Source organism: Sarcina sp. DSM 11001, from assembly GCF_900101015.1.
GTDB lineage: Bacteria > Bacillota > Clostridia > Lachnospirales > Lachnospiraceae > CAG-791.
Window position 1 is genome coordinate 15,359 of record NZ_FNFZ01000024.1, and the last position, 22,533, is coordinate 37,891.

Here is a 22,533-nt window from a genome sequence, read left to right on the forward strand (position 1 = left end):
CCGGTTTTAACACTGGTATGCTGAAACGGCACACTATATAGTCACAGACCAGTGCGTATTTTCATCATGCATATTTGTGAAGAGGAGGTCACCATCGCAGATATGAAGAGTACAGGCATGAAAAATACAGGTTTAAAGAAGACAGGTATGAAGAATACAGGTATAAAGAATACAGGTATGAAGAATAATAATAGAAACGAAACAGGCACGAAATGGAAATCCATCCTGATTTCCCTTCTTCTGACCGGCTGTCTGATTTTTCCCGGTGTATTCCCCGCCTTGCCGGAAGGACCGTTTTTGCCGGATTCTTTCCTGTCTGTTTCCGCAACCGTCTGCGCCGCTGAAACGAAGGACGGCGGGGCAGGCTCAGAAGCCGCTGCCGGGCATCAGGCCAGGGCAGGCGGGATCCCGGCTGTTTCAGCCGTGAACGGTTCAGCTGCAGCCGGTTCCACTTCCGAAGATCTGGCAGCGGATGATTTCCAGACAGACGCGGCAGTTCGGAGCACACAGCCCGATCAGGAAGAAGGGGACAGCGCCCTCGTCCCGGCGGAGGATGGCTATACGGAGGCAGAGGGAGCCGGAGCAGATACCGATCCGGGACTCGATGAGAATCCTTATGAGGGTCCCAACGAGGATTCCGATAATAAGGATTCCGATAATAAGGATCCCGATAACAGCGATCCCTATGGAGAAGAGACCACAGAAACGCAGAACGGGCCGGAGGAAGGGAGTCAGGATCAGACTGCACTCTCTGACCGTGACCGGATGCTGCCGGACGGTGAGAAGCCCGATGACGATCTCCGCGTCGGAGACGGGGACCCGGCTCTTCCCGCCTGGTATCCGAAGGATCCGCTCTCTTTTCCCTTTTATCACGACGAAAAGGCCCCCCGTGTGATCGACATCGCAGATATCTTTTCCGGAGAAGAAGAACAGCAGATGGAAGCCCGTCTCGCAGAAATCAGAGCTTCCCTCGGGAAGGACATTGTGATCCTCGCGGATGTCTCCACCTACGGACTCTCCCGCTCTGTCTACGCGGCCGATTTTTACGATTTCAATGGATACGGGATCGGTCCTGACCGAGAGGGCGTATGCCTGATGATCTGCATGGAACCTGGCAACCGCGGCTGGTGGTGCTGCTGTACGGGTCCTGTCACCAGAGGACTTTACGATGAGACAGTCGCGAACCAGATCGATGACATGCTCTACGACTATATGAAGGCCGGCGACTACGGCACCGGTGTGGAAGACTGGATCGAAAACATCCGCCGCCTCTACACGACCGGGTCACCCTATTCTGAGGAATGGGCGGTCATGGACGAGGCCTCTTTTGAAAGGTTCCATGATCCGGATGCCCCCCGTGTCGTCGATGACGCAAAGATCCTGTCCGACAGCGAGATTGAAAAGCTGACACAGAAAGCCGCGGACCTCTCAGACAAGTACGGTGTCGACGTAGTCATCCACACTGCCCGCAGCCAGGGCGTACTCGACCGCGACACCTACAGCAGAAAGTACTTTCTGTCCCATGGCTACGGATTCTCCGATGAATATGACGGGATCCAGCTCACGATTTTCAAACGGCCGGGCTATGTGGGAGGCGTCAATGTTTACGCTTCCGGAAAGGGGCTTAAAAAGCTTTCCGAAGTCAACAAAAACCGTCTGGAGAACCGCTGTGACGGTCTTATCTCCGGCGGAGAATACTATGAGGGAGCCAGCCAGTGGCTGGACCAGACCGGCCACATGCTGCGCACCGGCCGCGCTCCCCGGTCATCGGCTTCCTGGAGATTTACGACCATCCTTGAAATGCTGGCGGGGCTGATCTTCGGCTCTTTCTCCCTGGGAAAAGCCAAAGCCCGCATGGCCACTCCCCAGACGAAGGAAAACGCAAATTCCTACATTGTGCAAAAAAGCATCCGGATCCGCAATATCGCGAACAGGCTCCTAGATTCCAGAGTCAGCGAGGTCTACTCTCCCGTTAAAAGAGAAAGCTCCGACAGTGGGGACCACTCCTCAGGAGGCGGCTCCTCCACCTTCCACAGCAGCTACTCCGGTTCCTCAGGAAGCTCCCACTCCGGCTCGGGCCGCGACTTTTAACCGGATGGATAAAAGTGTGAAAGTTCAAATCTGCGGCGACCTTTCATGTTTCATGGCCTGTTTGTGGCGGTACCGCATCGGCATGTGGGGTTTGGATGGATTAACTGAAAAATGCTTTATCTGAAAAATTCTTTAACTGAAAAAACCGGCACAACAGATCACTCTGCTGTGCCGGTTTTCATTTTGTTTTCATTCTGCCGTCTGCCTGTCAACAGGCAGCTTCCGGATCTGATCTACAGGTGTCCTCCGGTTCAATAAGTAATGATCATTTGTGCAAGCTCCCGGCAGTTCACCAGACCCGGACCTGTTTATCGTTCTCAGGACGGGGACAGATATTTTTTCTGAGCCCGCGCAAGCCCAAAGGCATAGATGACAAAGAGGATGACATAAGCCATATAGATATATATGCCGATGTCTTCTTTTCCAAGGATGTCGGCTACAACAAAGTGAGCCGCGCCGACAGCCATCGTGACAAAACCGATCACGAGATTGGGCAAGTACATGCAGGAAATAAATCCTGGAAGGTCTCTGGCCTTCTGGGGGTCGTACTTTTTGCTGATCAGCATACGGTTTACTCTGCCGTGAACCTTCATCATCGCCGTAGATATCAGAAAGTAGAAACCCACAAACATAATGATCGTATCAGCGAGATTCATGGTAGTCATCTATAGTACCTCCGAAAACAACAGGCTGCAGGTTTATTGTCTACAGGGCCCCGCAGATCAGGACCCACCCGCTCGCGGGTCTTGTGCAGAACCCTGTAACATAATAGCATATTCAGCTCAGAATACAGCTTTGATTCCTGAAAAGATCCAGATCATCAGATTATTGACAAAATTCCGGATTACTTCAGGCCCATGGGCTCATCGCGGAAGATACGCTCGTCCATAAGCTTCGGGCCGCCCTCAGGAATGATGGGTGCAAACTCCATGAGGTCAAGGACCTGGGTCTGCAGGTCGATGCCGGGAGCGATCTCAACGAGGTGGACGCCGTCCTTCTCAAGTTTGAACACAGCGCGCTCGGTGATGTACATAACGGGCTGGCCGGTCTTGTTGGCGTACTCGCCGGAGAAGGTGATCTGCTCGACAGTGTCGATGAGCTTCTTCTGCTTGCCTTCCTGATCGATGATAAGCTTGCCGTTCTCGCAGTGCTCCTTCAGGCCGCCGGCTGTGAAGGTTCCGATGAAGAAGACCTTCTTGGCGTTCTGAGTGATGTTGATGAAGCCGCCGCAGCCTGCAAGACGGGGACCGAACTTGGAGACGTTGATGTTGCCGTTCTTGTCGCACTCAGCCAGGCCGAGGAAAGCAAGGTCAACACCGCCGCCATCGTAGAAGTCAAACTGATAAGGCTGATCCAGAACGCACTCGACGTTGATGGAACCGCCGAACTTGTTGCCGCCCTGCGGAACGCCGCCGACAGGACCTGCCTCAACGGTCAGAGTCATGTAATCGCCGATGCCTTCTTCATTAGCGACTGCGGAGACAAACTCAGGAGCGCCGATGCCGAGGTTGACGACCTTGTCCGCCTCGAGCTCGAGAGCTGCACGGCGGCCCATGATCTTCTTCGCGCTCATCTTGGGAGCAGCGAGAGCATCCAGAGGAAGACGGATCGCGCCGGTCATGCTGGGATCCCAGCCGGGAGTGCCCTGGCACTGTGCCATATCTTCTTCAGACTCAGCGAGAACGATCGCATCGACATAGATGCCGGGGATCTTGACAAGCTTGGGATCAAGCGTGCCGGCCTGGACGACCTTCTCGACCTGGACAACGACTTTGCCGCCGCTGTTCTTTGCAGCCTGCGCGATGGCAGTGGACTCAGTGGGAGCAGCCTCGTGGTCAAATGTGACATTGCCCAGTTCATCTGCGTATGTGCCGCGGATAAAGGCCACATCGATCTTCTGAGCCTTGTAAAGAAGTCTCTCCTCGCCGGCGATATTGACCAGCTCTACGATATCCTCAGTTGTCTTTGTATTGAGCTTGCCGCCCTGGAGACGAGGATCGCAGAAGGTGTTCATGCCGACATGAGTGATGGTGCCGAGCTTGTGGCCGGCGATATCACGGAAAAGCTGGGAAATCGTTCCCTGAGGAAGGTTATAGGCTTCCAGCTTGTTGTCGAAGATCAGCTTGCCGAGCTCGGGAACCATGTTGTAGTGGCCGCCGATGACTCTCTTGAGCAGGCCTTCGTGTGCAAAGTGGTCTGCGCCGCTGCCGTCGCGATTGCCCTGTGCTGCTGCATAGAGCAGGGTCAGATCACGGGGATGGCCGGTCTCAAGGAAGCTCTTCTCGATCGCCTTGTTGGTGGACTCAGGCATCTGGCATGCAACAAAGCCTGTGGTAACGAATGTCATTCCATCCTGTAAAAACTTAACAGCTTCCGCTGCGCTGATAATAGGCTTAACTGACATGATTTACTCCTTTATATGAAAAGTAAAAATATTCCATTTTTTCAAATGATTCAATGATTTTTTCGAAAAAAACTGCCGCAGGCGACTGCAGGATCGCCTGCGGCAGTATCGCCCCGTATCCCGGAGGACACGGGCCTTTAAATGGGAAATGTATGGTTACCGTATTCCTACGATATAAGCAAGACGAAATTACTTGCCGATGAAGTGTTTCTCTTTCTTCTTCTCAAGGAATGCAGTCATGCCTTCCTTCTTGTCGAAGGTAGCGAAGGTCAGACCAAACAGGTTAGCTTCCAGCTTCAGGCCGGCGTCGAGGTCAGTGTCAAGACCAACGTTGATAGCCTGCTTCGCGATTGCGATGCTGTAAGGGGAGCTCTTCATGAAGTGGCCGGCAAGCTTCTTAGCCTCATCCATGAGCTGATCCTGAGGATAGACATGGTTTACAAGGCCGATACGCATAGCTTCGTCAGCGGAGATCATGATGTCAGCGCCGAAGATGAGCTCTTTCGCGATCTTCTTGTTGGTCAGGCGGGGAAGTCTCTGTGTGCCGCCGAAGCCGGGGATGATTCCCAGACCAGCCTCAGGCTGACCAAACTTGGCATTGTCGGAAGCCAGGGTCACGTCGCAAGCCATGGAGATCTCGCAGCCGCCGCCCAGAGCGAAGCCGTTAACTGCAGCGATGGTGGGCTTTTCCATATCCTCAAGGCGCTTGAAAGCAACGCGGGCAAGGAGGCCCATGGTGCGGCCTTCGGGAGCTGTGCCGTTGACCATCTCAGAGATGTCAGCGCCAGCGACGAAGGACTTGCTGCCGGAACCGGTCAGGATGAGAACCTTTGCCTCAGGATCAGCCTCGATCTGTGCGAAGCAGGCATCCAGCTCAGCCAGAGTCTCGCTGTTCAGAGCGTTGAGGGACTTCGGACGATTGATCGTCACGACTGCGATACCATCAGCGATGTCAACCAGTAAATTCTTGAATTCGTAAGCCATTTTTTCCTCCTTTGGATGATTTGACTCCATAAAATGAATGGTTACTATTGTTCTGCTGTCCATTTCAGGACAGCCGTCACACATTATTGTACACCGTTTTCAGATTTCAGTAAACGAGGTATCCAAGCGGAACCCGATAAATTGTTTTCTTTCCACCTTTAAGAACAGTTCTCTTAAGGACAGTTCTCTTAAGATTAGTTTACTCAAGAAAATTTCCTGCTTAAAAGGAACCCCCGAACCAGCCCCAATTCAGTTCATGTTTATAGTTAGCGCCTGGCAGGAGTAATCCCGATACCCCGCCTGTTTCTTCATCCTCCCGCGCCCCGCCTTAAATACCGCAGGATGCGGGAGGAACATGTTCTGATCAGGTGGCAGATCTTTCTGCCGTAAAGACATGTTTTTATAAAACAAACTGATAAAGCATTTTGTGTACAGTTGTGTTACGACAGCACAGCTGTCAGGATCATATCCTCAGATTATGACCACACTCTCATATCCGGGCCTGTAGGAATTACATGAAACCGCAGCAGGCGATGAATACGAAGCAGGCAATGAAGGGGATGGCGATCTGTGTTACAAAGATATCGAAGTAAGCTTCCTTGTGAGTCATCTTGCAGATGCCCAGCAGGGTGATCTGTGCGCCCTGGTGAGGCAGAGTATCCAGAGTACCGGCTGCGATAGCTGCGATACGGTGGACCTGCTCAAGGTTGGCACCGAGTTCGATATAAGTATCAGTCAGAGCGTTGAAGGCGACGCCCATACCGCCGGAAGCGGAACCGCATGCACCTGCGCAGATTGCGACGGTCAGCATAACGAATACCAGCGGGGAGATGTTCCATGTCTTCAGAGCTGCTACCAGATCCTGGAAGCCCTGAGTCTTCTGGACGATACCGCCGAAACCGACGACGATCGCGGTGTTCAGAATGGAGACACCAGAGTCAGCTGCGCCCTTGTTGAAGACCTTCAGCCATTCCCTGATTCCGCCCGGAACCTTCTTCCACATCAGGATAGTCGCGGAAGCAACACCTGCGAAAACGGAAGCCTCGACGGGAACCTTGAAGCCGTTGAAGAGAACCAGGATGATAATGATGGGAGTCAGAGCGATGCCCCAGTGGGGAAGATCTTCACGACCGCCCTGGCCGAGCTCCTCGGGATCCAGCTGGAATTTCAGCCTGGGATCGTCGAAGTAGTAACCCTTAGCTGTAAAGGAACGTGCCCTCCACTCGAGCCATACAAAGATGAGGATGAACTCGACGATAACTGCGACCATGGAAGGTGCAAAAGCAGCTGTGGAAGGTGTGTTCAGGTTTGTCATCGCGATGACGTTCTGAATGGAAGGAGAACCGGGAGCGACCATGGAGACGGTCCAGCAGCCTGCGGAAATCGCGGCCGGGATCAGACGTCTGGTCAGGTTGGATTCCTTGAACAGGTTCAGAGCGATAGGATAGATAACGAAGAATACGACGAATCCGGAAACACCGCCGTAGGTCAGGATCATGGTGATGACGAAGATGATGGGTGCAGCATATTTGCCCTTGCTGAAGCCGGCGATCCATTTAGAAATGGACTCCGCAGCACCGGTAAACTGATAGACAGCACCGAACAGAGCGCCTACGAAGAATACCAGGAAGTAGCTCGTGACATACGCTGAAGCTGCCGGCATGAAGAGCTGCTTCAGACCTGTCAGAATGGTCATCTTCTCTACGCCTTCCGGCAGCAGCTCCACAGGGAACTTACTGCAGACGATAACGAAGATCGATACCAGAGGCGCCAGGATCAGCGCACTGAGCTGAAGGAATGCCAAGACGCCGAACAGCACCAGGGCAAGAACCAAAACCAAGATTCCAAAATTCATTTTTAGTAAACTCCTCCTTTCGGGAAACCCCCCAGCCGCGGGATGCGGCCAAACATGTTTAACTCAAATAATTAGTGCGCTAACTATTTGTGCAAAAAAATATAAGCCTTTTGAACTTATGGTATAATACTAGCACGAAAGCCTTAAAAGAACAAGCCCTTCAAAGCAGTTTCAGCTATATTCGTGAAAAGAGCAAAAAGGAATATGCAAAATTGTGCAGTTTGCACAATCTTGAACCCCACACCTCACCCCCCCCGAAGAGATACCGGTGTCTTTGATTTGTTTGAAGTCAAATGATTCATCCGGAAAACCATGAATTCGCAGAATTCACCTTCTCCCAGGCTTGTGTTCCGTCAGGTTTTCGAAGTTTTCATTTCATCCCCCCCTTTCTTTGGGCGTAACTACTGTTCTGCCAAAAATCGTGGCTGAGACCGCGAAGGCAGTCCCGACAGGTTTTCATAATGCACATAAAAAAATCCGGCCGGAGCCGGATTTTTCCTTTTTTGTTTTGGACATTAAATTTGAATAATCTCTTCAATCGACTGCATATAAAGTCTGCGCAGGGCATTCTTAAGTGCAGCTTTCTCCTCTTCATCAAATATTTCAAGGACCTTCCTGTCCACTTCCGTCACGACCGTCCTCACCGGGATCTCAAGATCTCTGGATACATCTGTCAGCTCAATATAGATATACCGCCTGTCAGTACTGTCGATCATGCGCCGGATGAGGCCTTTATTCTCCATGCGCTCCAGGATACCGGAAATAGTTGAATTTTCCACGCCGAGATGAGCCGCTATATCTTTGGGATTGTGCATATCAAATTCCCAGATGCACCCGAGCACCCCGTATTGAATCGGAGTAATGTCAAACTGGGCAAGATTTTTTTTCATATACTGAAAAACTGTATGCTGAGCCCCCGTTAACAGGTAGTTGATGCAGTTGTTCAGACTGTTCATAGAATAGTTCCTCCTCGTCCAATAAGTATTGTACTGAAGTATCCTGTTTATCGACCTATGCCTGGTTTTTCTGATCCCGCTTTAAAATAGTCCTCCTGGCAGGGATCGGTACTGCCTGAACAACCTGTGCATACAGATAATAAATACTCAGATGCTAATAATATCATATTTCATTAGGTAATTCTATCTGTTTATATATCCTGTCCGTAAAAATGTACTACAGTTTTATAGTGGTTTTCCCTGTACTGTTGTCAGCAAGCCGGTCACAGTCTTAAAGCTGCAGGTCAGAGTTTCGAACTGTCAATCAGCGTCCTGAAGCTGCCGGTAAGAGACTTGTAACTGTTCCGGGGCTGTCCCGGATCTCCCTGATCATTATTTTTTCGTATATACAGGGCGGCGTCCGCGGAGCTCGTCATAGAGCTCACAATAATTCCGGTAACGGATCCTGCTGATCTGCCCCCGGGCGAGGGCATCCTTGACAGCACAGTCCGGTTCATTGATATGGACGCATCCGCTGAACCTGCAGTCCCTCTCCCACTGTTCAAATTCGGGATAATAGCAATGCAGACGGTCGGGTTCAATATCCTGGAGCCACAAAGATGTAAATCCCGGTGTATCAACAAGGTAAGTGTCTTCGCCGGCTGCCAGCAGTTCCACATGGCGGGTGGTATTTTTGCCCCTCCGGATCTTGCGGCTGAGCTCGCCGGTCTGCATGTTCGCACCGGGGCACAGGACATTGATCAGAGTCGACTTTCCTGCGCCGCTGGGACCGGTCAGGACGGTGGTCTTTCCTCTGAGGATCCCGCGGATCTCTTCCAGGCTCTCCGGTATATAGCTGCTGATAAAAAGGACCGTACATCCGCAGGCCTCGTAGGTCTGACGAAGTTCTGAGATCTCTTCAGGGGACGCGATGTCTTTTTTGTTAAAACACAGGATCGCGTCCAGTTTTCTCTCCTGCATAGTGATCAGGAAACGGTCCAGCATATTGTAGCTCGGGGCGGGATGGGTGATGGCAAAAAGCAGCAGAGCCTGATCGACATTGGCCACATTAGGCCGGACGAGCTCGTTTTTCCGGGGAAAAAGAGCCCGGACATTTCCCTCCATGGGTACGCTCACTGTATCAGTGATGTCGATCTCCACATCGTCGCCGACAAGCGGTTTCTTTCCCAGCGCCCGGAAGATCCCCTTGGCGCGGCATCTGTAGACCGCTTCCGGTGTGTGGACTTCATAGAATCCGGCTATGCTCTTGATGATCTTTCCCTTCACTCTGTCACTCATTTGTAAATGTCAGCTCTCTTGTGATCTCCATGGGAATGCCGTACTCTGCCGCTTCATCCTCATCACTGGAGATTCCTGTCTGGGGATCCTCTCTGACAATGTTCGTATAATTCATATAGAGTGTTCCCTTTTCACAGGAGATCCCGGTAAAGGAGACCGGATATGGAAATTCCGTTGTGGTCTTGTTCAGGATGGTCTCTCCGTCATCGGTCACGATGACAAGGGTCACCGCAGTTCCCTCCTGATAGTCGGGATCCTCGCTGCGTCTGGGCGCCTCGATCCTCGCGGAATAACTGTAGCTTGCAGTCCCGCTGATCTCCATGTCGACCTGGGTCCCTTCCTCAACATAATCTCCCCTGGGGATGGACTGGCCGATCACGGTGTCCGGCGCGTATCTGCCGCTGGTATCTGTGACAACTGCCTCCCCCGGAACGAGCCCGGCCTGCAGGAGCGCTGTAGCGGCTTCCTGTTCAGAAAGGCCCAGGATGTTCGGGACCTGGATCAGACCGGAAAGATCAGGGCCGATACTCACATATAATGTGATCTCGGAGCCAGCGGGGACCTCAGTGTCCGCCTCAGGATCCTGACCTTCGACATATCCGGCGTTGACTTCGTCGCTGTATACCTCCTGAACAGCAGGGAAGAGTCCGAGCTCCTGCAGGATGTTTTCCGCTTCTTCTCTGGAATGATCCACCACTTCAGGCACCATGACCCTGTCCACTCTGACGACGGTGATCGTGACGGTCGCGCCGCGCTGGACCATCTGGCCTTCCGCGGCATTGGCAGCCATGACGATTCCCTCGTCATAAAGGTCGGAGATGTCATAGATGATCTCCCACCTGAGACCGGCGCGTTCGATCGCCTCCTGTGCTTCTCTGGCTGTCAGGCCGACGACCCGGGGCATTGCCACGGTATTGGAAACCTGCTGTTGCTGCTGTTCGGGCGCCTCTTCCTGTACAGCCTCTTCCGGCTGGCTTTCCTCCACAGGTGTCTGCGCCGCAGCGGCCTCTTCATCCTTCTTCGCTGAGGAAGCTGCCCTGTTATGGAGCACGAGGATAAAGACGACGATGACTGTTATGACAGCAAGGACCGAGAGGATCTGGACAAGCCTGTCGAGCCTCTTTTCCTCGATCTCCAGTTCCTGATCCTCGTCATTTTTGTCCTTCGGATGGAACAGAGGATCCTGGGAAGAGGGACGGCCGGAGGCATTTTCCCTGTCAGTATTTTCAGGACCGGAGACAGCTCCTGTCTCTTTGTCTGCCGGACGGACATCTGCCCCGGCTCCCGCGGGCCGCTTCTGGCCCTGGCCGGCTTCCATCTCTGTTTTCCCGTCAGCTGTCATTGCGGCAGCTCCGGCTGTGCCTGCTGCAGCAGCCCCCGCGGTCTGAGAAGATCTCTTCCGGATCTCTTCCCTCTCGCGGCTGGTCATGGCACGGGTCTCGGCGAGATTCTCCTCCCCGATCCTCCTGACAAAATCACCATCCGGATCATTGAGGGAGCGCCTGAGGTCAGACGCCAGCTCATCCATGGTCTGATACCGCCTGTCCGGGCTCTTTTCACAGCATTTGAGCACGATCTGCTCCACGCTGTAGGGCAGATCCGGGACCTTTTCACGGGGACTGGGGAAAGGATCCTGTATATGCTGGAGCGCGATAGCAACGGTGGTGTCCCCCTCGTAAGGGACATTCCCAGTCAGCATCTCATACAGAGTCACACCCAGGGAGTAGACATCGCTCTTTTCATCACTAAATCCGCCCCGCGCCTGTTCGGGAGAAGTGTAGTGGACCGATCCCATTACATTGGAAGTGATGGTATTGCTGGTGGAGGCCTTCGCGATCCCGAAGTCAGTCACCTTTACCTTCCCTTCCTTGGAAATAATGATATTCTGGGGTTTAATGTCTCTGTGGATGATATGGTTCCGGTGAGCCGCGGCAAGTCCCATGGCGACCTGGATGGCCACAGTGACAGCCTCTCTCGGCGTCAGCCTTTCCTTCTTTTCAATATAGCGCTTGAGGGTGATCCCGTTTACCAGCTCCATGATGATGAAGTGGTTTCCCTTTTCCTCCCCGACGTCATAGACATTGACGATATTCGGATGCATCAGGCCTGCAGCGGCCTGGGCTTCTACCCGGAACTTGGAAACGAATGAAGCGTTTTCGGAAAACTCCTGTTTAAGCACCTTGACAGCGACCATGCGGTTAAGGCGGTGGTCTTTTGCTTTATAGACATCGGACATGCCTCCGGTGCCGACCTTTTCAAGCACCTCATAGCGGTCCGCTATTAACATACCTATTTTGATCATGTCACTCTCCATGCAGTCTGCGCCGCACCCTCCTTCACCGGGAAGAGGTGTGCCGCTGATCTGTGTTTGCGGGTGGAAACCGGTTCATGGGGACGGTCACAACACCACATCCCGCCCGGTATCCGGTTCCTTTTATTTAGGCCAGCGACCTGTATCAAAAGGGTTTACAAGTACGACGGAAATATTGTCCTGCCCTCCCGCCATATTTGCCTCATAGAGAAGCCTGTCGGCAGCTGTTTCCAGACTCCTGTTTTCAAAAACGATCTGCGCGATCCGGTCATCGGTCAGCATATTGGTGAGGCCATCCGAGCACAGAAGGAGGATATCCCCGTCAAGCAGGTCTTCTCTGTAAAAATCCACGACCAGCTCCTGTTCGGCACCGACTGCCCTGGTAATGATGTTCCTGTTGGGAAGCGTGCGGGCAGTCTCCCTGTCGACCTTGCCCGCCTGGATCAGTTCCTCCACATAGGAATGGTCGACGGTGACCTGCCTGATCCTGGAAGGCGCGTGCAGAACGTATAGCCTGCTGTCTCCCACATTTGCGGCCAGAAGCCTTGATCCTGAGACAGAGGCAGCCACAAATGTCGTGCCCATGCCGTGCATTGCGGGATTCGCCGCGCCCTCTTCCTGCAGACCCCTGTTCGCCTCTTTGAGCGCGAGGTCCAGAGCCCGGGAAGCATTCGTTTCCTGCGACTGTACGATATTCGCAGCGACTGTGTCAACCGTGTAGCGGGATGCGTACTCTCCGGCATTATGGCCGCCCATCCCGTCCGCAACGATGTACAGATTGGGAAGAGGCCCCATGGCAATGTCGCTCGTAAACACGTAATCCTGATTGTTTTTTCTCTTTCTTCCAGTATCCGTAATAGAAAAAGATGAAGGCATGATCTTCCGTCTCCCTGGTTTTATCGTCTGGTGTGACGCCTCAATAATTCTAATTTATGATTGAGACGGCACACTAGTCTCGTTCTTTCTATTTTCCCGGCTTGAATATCTGTTGCGCAGCTGTCCGCATGCGCCCTCGATATCTTTTCCAAGTGCTCTTCTAATACTAACATTTACGCCGTTAATTTCAAGTTTCTTTTTGAAAGCCTGGACTGCTGTATTGTCCGGCCGGACAAATTCCCGCTCGCGCACCGGGTTGACCGGGATCAGATTGATATGGGCCTTCAGGGGTTTCGCAAGCTCCGCCAGCCCCTGAGCCTGGGCGGGGCCGTCATTTACTCCGCTGATCAGGCTGTATTCAAAGGTGATCTGCCTGCCTGTTTTCTGATAATACCGGCTGCAGGCCTCCATGAGCTGCGCGATGGAATATTTGTTGGCGACAGGCATGATCCTGCGCCGCTCCTCATCCGTAGAGGCATGCAGAGACAGGGCGAGAGTGATATGCAGCCCCTCCTCGGCCAGGCGGTAAATGTTAGGGACGATCCCGCAGGTCGAGACCGTCACATTGCGCTGGCTCAGATTCATCCCCTCAGGACAGGTCAAAAGACGCAGAAAACGGATAAGATTGTCATAGTTGTCGAGGGGTTCTCCCATCCCCATGACTACTACATGGGAGATATTCTCTCCTGTCTCCCTCCTGATGGCGTAGATCTGTTCCAGCATTTCCGATGGAGAAAGGGACCTGACCAGTCCGTGAAGCGTCGAGGCGCAGAACCTGCAGCCCATCCGGCAGCCCACCTGCGAGGAAATGCAGACGCTGTTGCCGAATTTATAGCGCATAAAAACGCTCTCGACCAGGCACCCGTCCGGCAGGCGGAAAAGAAATTTCTGCGTCCCGTCGATACGGGAGGTCTGTCTGTCCGCCACAGAAGCTGTCACCAGAGGATATTCTCCGGCCAGGCTCTGGCGGAGGGCAGCCGGGAGATTGGTCATCTCCTCATACCCGCGGACATGGCGGACGTGGAGCCACTGGAAAATCTGCTTCGCCCGGAAGGCGGGCAGACCTTTTTCCCTGATGAGTCTGGTCAGTTCCTCCAGATCCATGGATTTCAGGTCGCGCTTTCCGGAGTCTTCTCCCTGCCCGGATGCGCCGGTTTTTTCTTCCTGTAAACTGGTCATAAAAGTAATCCTCAGTTTCCGGTCGCCCCCGGCCGGGGTGTGACCATGAACCGCGAAACACATCAATATTACATCTTTCGGAACCTGGCTATAAAAAAACCGTCCGTGCCGTGGACATGAGGCAGCAGCTGGAGGGTATTGCCCCTGATGCCGGGGATCCCGGCAGGAAGATAAGGAGAGAGGTCCTCCGGCACAAGCCCCAGTACAGAGGCGATCCATTCGGCGTTTTCCTCATTTTCCCTCCTGCTGATCGTGCAGGTGCTGTAGATCAGGGTCCCGCCCTTTTTGAGATATTTCACAGCACTGGACAGGATCTGCCGCTGGAGCTCCTGAAGATCCCGGATTCCCTCCAGGCTGGCCCGGTATTTGATATCCCTTTTTTTGCCGATCACACCGAGCCCGGAGCAGGGAAGGTCGCAGAGCAGGACATCGGCGGCTCCCTCTTCCTCCGGCGGGGCAGTGCGCGCGTCCCTGGCAGCTGCCGTGAGATTGGGCAGATGCAGGCGGGCGGCTCCCTCTCTGATCCTGTCTGTTTTTTTCTGCGTCAGGTCAAAGGAACAGACATGTCCGCAGTTCTCTTTTCCCAGCGTCCTCAGTATGTCCGCTGCCAGAAAACTCTTGCCCCCCGGGGCGGCGCAGACGTCATACACTGTCTCAGAACCCTGCAGCCCCGCCGCTTCCACGGCGAGCATGGAGCTCTCATCCTGGACTGTCCACAATCCCCCGGCAAATCCGGGAAGCCTGCTCAGGTCCGACGTTTTACGCAGGAAATAGCTCCGGGGCAGCCATCTGCCCTTCTCGATCAGGACTCCTGCCGAGCGGAGCCGGTCCAGAAGGTCCCGGGTTTCCTCCGGTGAAGGATCTCCGCATATCCGCATCGTGACAGGCCGGATCTCCATCAGGGCAGCCAGGAGCAGCTCTGTCTGTTCCTGCCCCAGCTCTTCTTCCCACATCCTGACAAGCCATTCCGGCATGGACTGGCGGAGATGGGCTCCGTCCTCCGGCTCTCTCTGTGCAGCAGCTTCTCTGGCAGAGTTCCGGAGAACGCCGTTCACAAAACCGGACAGCCCTGAAGGGGCATGGCACCTGACAAGGCGGACGGATTCATTGCAGGCCGCACTGTCCGGAACCGCGTCCATATAATAGATCTGATAGATCCCCATCCGCAGGATCTGCCGGATAACGGGATGCAGCCGGGTCACAGACCGGTGTGTCAGCTGCTCGATCCTGGCGTCCAGCCACATCCTGCGCTCAATGACTCCCTCCAGCAGACGCTTGATGAAGGCGCGCTCCGAAGCCGTCATCCGGGAGCAGTCATCCAGTGTCCTCTTGACCAGGACATTGCTGAATGTCCCGTCCTTTTCATACGAAAGAAGGGCAAGCAGGACAGCCTCTCTGGCGTCCTTCACTGCCCTTCCGTTTTCTGTTTTCTGTACAGGGACAGCCTTCCCGGCAGTATCCCCCTTATTTTTCCTGCGGCTTATCTGCTTCGGGCTCATCTGCGTCGACGTCCTCCGTTGACAAGCATGAGCAGACGCAGGAGCTGGAGCACGGAAGCCGCTGCAGAGGCGACATAGGTCATCGCCGCGGCATTGAGGACGGCGCGGCTGCTCTTGACCTCCGTGTCGCCAAGAATCCCATAATCCTGGAGCATGACCAGGGCGCGGTGAGAAGCATCGAACTCAACAGGGAGCGTCACCAGCTGGAACAGGACTCCGAAAGAAAAGAGATAAACTCCGATCATGGCCAGAGACTGGTTCAGTCCGAAGATCAGTCCCAGCATGACGATCCAGATGCCCAGATTACTGCCGATATTCGCGACCGGCACCAGGGCTGTCCTGAGCCTGAGCGGCAGATATCCGGTCTCATGCTGCATGACATGCCCGCACTCATGGGCCGCCACTCCGATCGCAGCTACTGAAGTGGAGTTATAGGTCGCGTCCGACAGATTGACCACTCCCCTGGAGGGGTCATAGTGGTCCGTGAGCTCGCCGGCTACGTGCTGGACGGTCACACCGACTACTCCGTTCCTGCGCAGGATCGCCTCCGCTGCCTGGGCACCGGTTATACCGGACGCAGAGCGGATACCCGCGTATTTCCTGTAAGTCGATTTGACATGGGCGCTTGCCACAAGGCACAGGACCGCGCCGATGATCACAAGCAGATAGGTTGTGTCAAATCCATATCCATAATACATAAGAGGCCTCCTTTCAGAATGCCTTTCATTCTCACTGTTTCATCATTGTTTTAGCTCTGTTTGCTGTTTTATCTCTGTTTATTGTTTTGTCTGTGTTTGCTGTTTTATCTTAGTTTACTGTTTTGTCTGTGCTTGCTGTTTTATCTCAGTTTACTGATTTGTCTCTGTTTTCTGCCTTGTCTCAGTTCCAATCAGGATTATGACGCTGACTTGTTGAAAAAGTGTTGCCAAATTATAAAAAAATTATATTTTTCAAAATCAGTGACAAAACTTCAAGTGCGGCGAAGCTTCAGAAATCCGGTGGTAAAACCGGTGCAGGTGTTCAGCCATGGGTTTGGCCATCAGTTCCCGAGAACTTGATATACCACTCCAGATGCCTTGCGTGAGTCGTTCAGCCATGGGTTTGGCCATCAGTTTCCAAGAACCTTTCCGGCGCCGACAGCATTTCCCCGCAGAAACGCATCCGTTCCCATTCTCTTCTTTCCTTCCGCCTGAACCTCCAACAGAGCGAGAGTTCCTTCTCCGGCTGTCACATAGATGGTTTTTTTGTCGACTGCGGAAACCATGCCCGGCATCGACTGCTGTCCGGATTTTCCCGGATTTGCCTCTTTTTCCACTACCTCTGCCTTCCAGATCTTGAGGACATGGCCGTCGAGAGTGGTATATGCCCCCGGCCAGGGGAGCATGCCGCGCATCCTTCTTTCTATTTCCGCAGCCGGAAGGGTCCAGTCGATCTCTCCCATCTCCTTGCGGAGCATGGGCGCATAGGTGGATTCTTCATTGTTCTGCCGGACCGGGTGGATATCCCCGGCCTCGATCATGGGCAGATACCGCACGATCATCTCCCCGCCGAGCACGGCGAGCTTTTCATAGAGGCTTTCCCCTGTCTCTCCGGGACCGATCGGAACTTTTTCCTGGAACAGGATGTCGCCTGTGTCGAGTCCTGCGTCCATCTGCATCAGAGTGATCCCGCTCTCAGGGTCTCCGTTGATGACCGCCCACTGGATCGGCGCAGCTCCCCGGAGTCTGGGAAGGAGTGAAGCATGGATATTGACGCATCCCAGACGCGGGATGTCGAGCAGCTCCTGGGGAAGGATCTGTCCAAAAGCGGCGACGACGATCAGGTCTGGAGCAAGCTGGCGAATCTTTTCGATGGCTTCTGGATCCCGGATGCGAGACGGCTGAAAAACCGGGACATTCCATTTCTCCGCGCAGATCTTCACCGGAGTCTGGATGACTTTCCTGCCTCGTCCCTTCTGCCTGTCCGGCTGTGTGACCGCAAGGATCACCTGCTGACCGTCCCGGCACAGGGCGTCAAGAGCTGAAACTGCAAAATCGGGGGTTCCCATAAATATGATCTTCAAATCCACCTCCTGTTATCCTGATTACACAAGCCGGGTTACCTGATCCTGATCATTCAGGCCGTTTCTCAGGCTTGTCCTCTTCTCCATTTCCTTCCTCTGCATTTTCCTCAAACTCAGAGGCATCGTGCAGTTCGCCGTTGACCTTTTCTACATAAAGATGACCGTCCAGATGATCCAGCTCATGGCAGATCGCACGGGCGAGGAACTCCTCCGCCTCCATCTCCCATTCATTCATATCCAGATCATTATAGCGGACGACGACACGGTTGGGGCGGGTCACCTCTCCGAGCTTACCGGGGACGGACAGGCATCCTTCGTACCCTGTCTGTTCTCCGTCCTGTTCGATGATCTCTGGATTGAGCATCGTGTAGGGTTCATCCTGTTCCTCAGTGACATCGATGACGACAATGCGTCTGAGAATGCCCACCTGAGGGGCAGCCAGCCCGACTCCGCCGGCATCATACATAGTCTCCAGCATATCCGCAGCCAGTGCCCGGATGCGGGGGGTTACTTCAGTGATCTCTTTTGCCCTCTTTTCCAGAACAGGATCTCCCATTTCTCTGATATTTCGAAGTGACATAGTCTCCCTTTCCTAATTTTTCTTTTACCTGCTATTATCTTTTATCTGTCTTTATCTTTTATGTATTTTTACATTAATTTCTATGTTTCAGGTGACTGACCGTTTCCGCTTTTTCTCCCGGTTTTCCGTCTGTCCGCATGCCATACAGCCGGAACAGAATCATACGGAGCATGATCAGACGGAACATGATCAGGCGGATCGAGCATTCCTCTCAATCATTCTTCTCAATTATTCCTCTCAATTGTTCCTTTCAAAATGGATTGATCGGGTCAAAATCAAACTGAATCTCTGTTTTCCGGAACAGATTCCCTCCTGCTGCAGGACCGGACCGGGCTTTTCCCTGCCTGGTCATCTTTTCCGGCTGATGAAGGGCACCGGGACTGCCGGGGCTGTCTTTTAGTCCTGCCGCCGGTTGCCGTTCCTGAGCCGTCAGCAGTTCGATCTGCTCTCTGCATTGAATCAGTGTATCATATTTTTCCGCTTTAATATACAACACAAACCGGTAGAGGTCACGGATCTTTTTCAAAGATGCGCCGGAAGGGCCTATGATCTGAAACCCTGCCGCCTGTGGCGGCAGGGGAGCCAGAGTCAGGCTCCTGCGGATCTCGTTCGCGGCCCTGAGTGCCGCGTCCTCATCCTCCGACTGGATCTGGACAGCCATCATATGGGCGGCCGGAGGGTATCGAAGAAGCCTCCTGTAAGCGATCTCCTCCTCATAAAAACCGATGTAATCCTGGTTTGCCGCGTGGCGGATCGCATAGTGTTCCGGCTGATAGGTCTGGATCACGACATCCCCGGGCTCTGTCCCCCGGCCTGCGCGGCCGGCCGCCTGTGTGAGCAGCTGGAAGGTTCTCTCCGCGGCCCGGTAATCATCTCCGTACAGGGACAGGTCCGCCATGAGGATCCCCACCAGGGTCACGCCGGGGAAATCGTGTCCTTTGACGATCATCTGGGTCCCCAGCAGGATGTCCGCTTCCTCTGAGGAAAAGGCGGAGAGGATCTTTTCATAGCTTCCCTTTCTCCTGGTGGTATCCGCGTCCATGCGCAGGATCCTCGCGTCGGGAAAGGTGAGGCGGAGCTGTTCTTCGATCTTCTCGGTCCCCGCCCGCATAGCCAGGACATAGCGGGAGCCGCACTCCGGACAGGTCCTGAAGGAAGGGCGCTCATAGCCGCAGTAATGACAGACCAGCCTGCCGTTTCCGTGCAGGGAGAGGGATACATCACAGTGGGGGCACTTGACCACATAGCCGCAGCTCCTGCAGGAGACAAAGCCCGCATATCCGCGGCGGTTGATGAACAGCATGCTCTGCTGTCCTTTTTTCAGGCGGTCTGAAATCTTTTCGTGGAGCGCCGCTGAGAGGATGGATTTATTTCCTCTTTTGAGTTCCTCCCGCATATCCACTGTCCTGACCGCGGGCAGGGCTCCTCCGGTGAGACGCTCTCTGAGGCGGAACAGCCTGATCTGGCCGCGTTCCGCCCTCCAGTAGGACTCCAGGGAAGGCGTCGCGGATCCCAGGACCAGCAGGGCGCCGTGCATCCTTGCGATCTCCTCCGCGACTTCGCGGGTCTGATATTTGGGCATGGATTCATTTTTATAACTGTGCTCGTGTTCCTCGTCGATCACGATCACTCCGGGATTAGCAAAGGGTGTAAAAAGAGCGCTTCGAGGTCCGATGATCACGTCGATCTCTCCCCTGCGGGCGCGTTCCCACTGGTCTGCCCGCTCCGCGTCGGACAGGGAAGAATTGACCACGCTCACCCGGTCCCCGAAATGGCTGTAAAAGCGCATGAGCGTCTGGAAGGATAAAGAGATCTCCGGGATCAGCATGATCGCCTGCCTCCCCCGGGCGCAGATCTGACGAATGATGGAGATATAGACCTCTGTCTTCCCGCTTCCGGTGACCCCGTGGATCAGGCTCACGGATGGAGACCCGCTGTCAAAATCACTGACCACTGTGTCGACGATCTGTTTCTGGGCAGGACTCAGCTCCATCCCGGTCCGGCTGCTCGGTGAGACATTGACGGGATTGCGCAGCTCCTGAACAGTGTCCACACTGACCACTCCCGCCCGTTTCATGGCCTGGATAGCAGAGGCGGAGACATGCAGGCGTGTCGTCACCAGCGTCCAGGGGAGAGCGGGGACCTCCAGGAGTTCCTTCAGGAGCCTGGCCCTGGCAGTCTGGTGCTTCTGCTCATAGATGTGCAGCTGCCGGATCCCCTCTTCAGTGTTCAAGAGGAGGCGGATCTGACGCAGCTCCCTGATCTTCCCGGGTTTGCGGGAAGCCAGGACCGTCCTGAGGGCAGTCGCCATGGTGGATCCGTATCTGTTTTTCATCCAGGCGGCAAGCCGCAGATAAAACTCGCTGTTGTCCTCCATGGAATAGCCCCGGGAAGGTTCTATTTCAGAGTCGATCTCCTTGATCTTTTCCGGTGCCACAGCCGTCCTGTCGGTAAAACCGGTCACATATCCCTTTCGGAGCACATTTCCGGCGCCGAAAGGAACCATGACGATGCTGCCGGCCCGGAGCGTATCAGCCAGGGCATCCGGGATCCTGTAGGTAAACGGCCGGTCCAGGCCGCGGGCAGAGATATCCAGGATCACCTGCGCATATTTTTCCCTGTTTTCAGCCATAGGACCTGCCTCCGGATTCCATACCCTGCCTGTTCAGCTGCGTAGTGCTTCGGTTTATGAATAAATCAAGGCAAACGAAATATCCGGCTTTTGGTCAGATCGGTTCGAACCTGTACGCCGCAGCCGCTTATTCTTGCCTTTCTTCCAATACCTCCCGGATCAGATCACGCTCATCCATGGGGTATTTCTTTCCTTTGATCTCCTGATAATCCTCGTGTCCCTTTCCCGCGAGGACAATGATATCTCCCGGCCGGCCGTTCTCGATCACGTAACGGATCGCTTCTTTCCGGTCCGGGATCTCCACATAGGCACCGCCGGTGGGTGTGATCCCGGTGACGATATCTTTTATTATATCCATCGGCTCCTCGAAACGCGGATTATCCGAAGTGATGACAGTGAGATCCGCCAGTCTCCCGCTGACCTCTCCCATCTCGAAGCGGCGTGACCGGGCGCGGTTTCCTCCGCAGCCGAATACACAGACCAGACGTCCCGCCTCATATTCCCGCAGCGTCCTGAGCAGGCTCTCCAGAGCCATAGCGTTGTGGGCATAATCGATCATCAGGGTGAAGTCATCGCTCACTTTGACCATCTCGATCCTGCCCCGGACATGGATCTGTCTGAGAGCGCTGCAGACCGCATCCTCAGGCACGTTGAAATGCCTGCAGACCGCTATGGCGCACAGGGCATTATAGACACTGAATTTTCCGGGAGCCGGCACATGGGCATGGAGGGAGAGAAGCCCCTCTGTATCAAATGTGATGCCCAGCTCGCCGGGGGTGTGGATCAGACCGATGTTTTTCGCCCGCAGGTCACAGTTTTCCCCCAGGCCGAAGGTCTCCACCGCACAGGTGCGGCCCTCCAGAATCTTTTCAAAATAGGGGTCGTCCCCGTTCAGGATCCCGGTCCTGCACTGTCTGAACAGAAGGCTCTTGCAGTGGAGATAGTCCTCAAAATCCTTGTGCTCATTGGGTCCGATATGGTCAGGGGAAAGATTGGTAAAGATCCCCAGATCAAAGACAAAGCCGCCCGTCCTGTGGAGCATGAGAGCCTGGGAAGAGACCTCCATGACAACTGCCTGCACACCGCAGTCCGCCATATCCCGGAAGGTTTTCTGAAGGACAATGGACTCGGGAGTCGTATTCTCAGCAGGGATACGGACCTCTCCCTCAGGCGTCGGATACAGGGTCTCGATGGTCCCCACAAGGCCTGTCCGGATTCCGGCCGCCTCCAGGATCGAGCGCACCATATAGGTCGTGGTGGTCTTGCCCTTAGTTCCCGTGACGCCGATGATCTTCATCTCTTTCGCCGGATCACCGTAAAAGGCAGCGCTCATCACAGCCATCGCTTTCCTGGAGTCCTCTACCCGGATGATGGCAGGAAACCTCCTTCCGCCGATCTCCGATGCTTCCGCCGAAAGATCAGGCATCTTCTGGACGACCAGAGCGGCTGCTCCTTTTTCAATTGCCCCTCCTGCATAGTCATGCCCGTCACTGACAGCTCCTTCTATACAGAAAAACAGTGATCCCGGACGGACCTCCCTGGAATCATTGGTGATCCCGGTGATTTCAGTATCCAGAAGCTCCCGCACGCGGGCTTCCTCCAGGATCTGTTTTCCATCCTGCCCGATAAAGTGGTAAGCAATATTTTTTACAAGAGATTCCAGTTTCATAGCCATCTCTCCTCCTGATTCCGATCACCTGATAATCCTGAAAGTAAGGAACTGTCTGTCCGGAAAATCCGTTCAACAGATCGGATTGATTAAACTGTCTGATCATCCGGTTTTCAAACCGATCCTGTGAAGCACATGATCAAATCGCTTCATCCGG

Annotated in this window: 16 protein-coding genes; 1 reads left to right on the forward strand and 15 read right to left on the reverse strand. The window is 54.1% G+C overall.

The annotated features are described in order from the left end of the window. The first annotated feature begins 102 nt into the window (after positions 1-102). The gene (locus BLT02_RS12570; RefSeq protein WP_139187605.1) at positions 103-2,091 is read left to right on the forward strand and encodes a TPM domain-containing protein; all 1,989 of its coding nucleotides are present in this window, start codon (positions 103-105) and stop codon (positions 2,089-2,091) included. Positions 2,092-2,408: 317 nt separating this feature from the next. Here the strand turns inward: BLT02_RS12570 and BLT02_RS12575 are convergent, their stop codons facing one another. The 15 genes from BLT02_RS12575 to BLT02_RS12645 all read right to left on the reverse strand — a co-directional run bounded on the left by BLT02_RS12575 (position 2,409) and on the right by BLT02_RS12645 (position 22,382). Then, positions 2,409-2,756, reverse strand: a complete 348-nt coding sequence (locus BLT02_RS12575; protein WP_092996072.1) for a hypothetical protein — start codon at positions 2,754-2,756, stop codon at positions 2,409-2,411. Positions 2,757-2,935: 179 nt separating this feature from the next. Next, on the reverse strand, positions 2,936-4,495 hold the full coding sequence (locus tag BLT02_RS12580; RefSeq protein ID WP_092996075.1) for an acyl CoA:acetate/3-ketoacid CoA transferase: 1,560 nt from the start codon (positions 4,493-4,495) through the stop codon (positions 2,936-2,938). A gap of 189 nt (positions 4,496-4,684) precedes the next feature. After that, positions 4,685-5,479, reverse strand: a complete 795-nt coding sequence (locus tag BLT02_RS12585) for an enoyl-CoA hydratase-related protein (RefSeq protein ID WP_092996078.1) — start codon at positions 5,477-5,479, stop codon at positions 4,685-4,687. Between the two features lie 511 nt (positions 5,480-5,990). Continuing rightward, on the reverse strand, positions 5,991-7,334 hold the full coding sequence (locus BLT02_RS12590; RefSeq protein ID WP_092996081.1) for a GntP family permease: 1,344 nt from the start codon (positions 7,332-7,334) through the stop codon (positions 5,991-5,993). A 515-nt stretch (positions 7,335-7,849) separates the two neighbouring features. Beyond that, positions 7,850-8,290, reverse strand: a complete 441-nt coding sequence (locus BLT02_RS12595; protein ID WP_092996084.1) for a MarR family winged helix-turn-helix transcriptional regulator — start codon at positions 8,288-8,290, stop codon at positions 7,850-7,852. A 372-nt stretch (positions 8,291-8,662) separates the two neighbouring features. Then, positions 8,663-9,568: a ribosome small subunit-dependent GTPase A gene (gene rsgA, locus BLT02_RS12600; protein ID WP_242869806.1), complete on the reverse strand. Its 906-nt coding sequence runs from the start codon at positions 9,566-9,568 to the stop codon at positions 8,663-8,665. Continuing rightward, a complete protein-coding gene (pknB, locus tag BLT02_RS12605) occupies positions 9,561-11,870 on the reverse strand; it encodes a Stk1 family PASTA domain-containing Ser/Thr kinase (protein ID WP_139187607.1) in 2,310 nt (769 codons plus the stop codon). The genes rsgA and pknB overlap by 8 nt, the downstream gene beginning before the upstream one ends. 132 nt (positions 11,871-12,002) lie before the next feature. Further along, entirely contained in the window at positions 12,003-12,755 is a 753-nt protein-coding gene (locus BLT02_RS12610) for a Stp1/IreP family PP2C-type Ser/Thr phosphatase (RefSeq protein WP_092996090.1), read from the reverse strand. A gap of 54 nt (positions 12,756-12,809) precedes the next feature. Continuing rightward, positions 12,810-13,934 (reverse strand): dual-specificity RNA methyltransferase RlmN, encoded by a 1,125-nt coding sequence (gene rlmN, locus BLT02_RS12615; protein WP_092996093.1) that lies wholly within the window; start codon positions 13,932-13,934, stop codon positions 12,810-12,812. A 68-nt stretch (positions 13,935-14,002) separates the two neighbouring features. Further along, positions 14,003-15,433, reverse strand: a complete 1,431-nt coding sequence (rsmB, locus tag BLT02_RS12620) for a 16S rRNA (cytosine(967)-C(5))-methyltransferase RsmB (protein ID WP_092996096.1) — start codon at positions 15,431-15,433, stop codon at positions 14,003-14,005. Further along, positions 15,430-16,131: a zinc metallopeptidase gene (locus BLT02_RS12625; protein WP_092996098.1), complete on the reverse strand. Its 702-nt coding sequence runs from the start codon at positions 16,129-16,131 to the stop codon at positions 15,430-15,432. Before BLT02_RS12625 ends, rsmB begins: the two co-directional genes overlap by 4 nt. Before the next feature lie 410 nt (positions 16,132-16,541). Continuing rightward, the gene (gene fmt / locus BLT02_RS12630; RefSeq protein ID WP_347474977.1) at positions 16,542-17,501 is read right to left on the reverse strand and encodes a methionyl-tRNA formyltransferase; all 960 of its coding nucleotides are present in this window, start codon (positions 17,499-17,501) and stop codon (positions 16,542-16,544) included. A 43-nt stretch (positions 17,502-17,544) separates the two neighbouring features. Beyond that, positions 17,545-18,075 carry a peptide deformylase gene (def, locus tag BLT02_RS12635; protein WP_092996104.1) on the reverse strand — a complete coding sequence of 177 codons (531 nt, stop codon included), beginning with the start codon at positions 18,073-18,075 and terminating at the stop codon, positions 17,545-17,547. A 250-nt stretch (positions 18,076-18,325) separates the two neighbouring features. Further along, positions 18,326-20,707 (reverse strand): replication restart helicase PriA, encoded by a 2,382-nt coding sequence (gene priA, locus BLT02_RS12640; protein ID WP_092996107.1) that lies wholly within the window; start codon positions 20,705-20,707, stop codon positions 18,326-18,328. A 127-nt stretch (positions 20,708-20,834) separates the two neighbouring features. Continuing rightward, complete coding sequence (locus BLT02_RS12645) at positions 20,835-22,382, reverse strand: UDP-N-acetylmuramoyl-L-alanyl-D-glutamate--2,6-diaminopimelate ligase (protein ID WP_347474978.1); 1,548 nt, start codon at positions 22,380-22,382, stop codon at positions 20,835-20,837. Between the last annotated feature and the right edge of the window lie 151 nt (positions 22,383-22,533).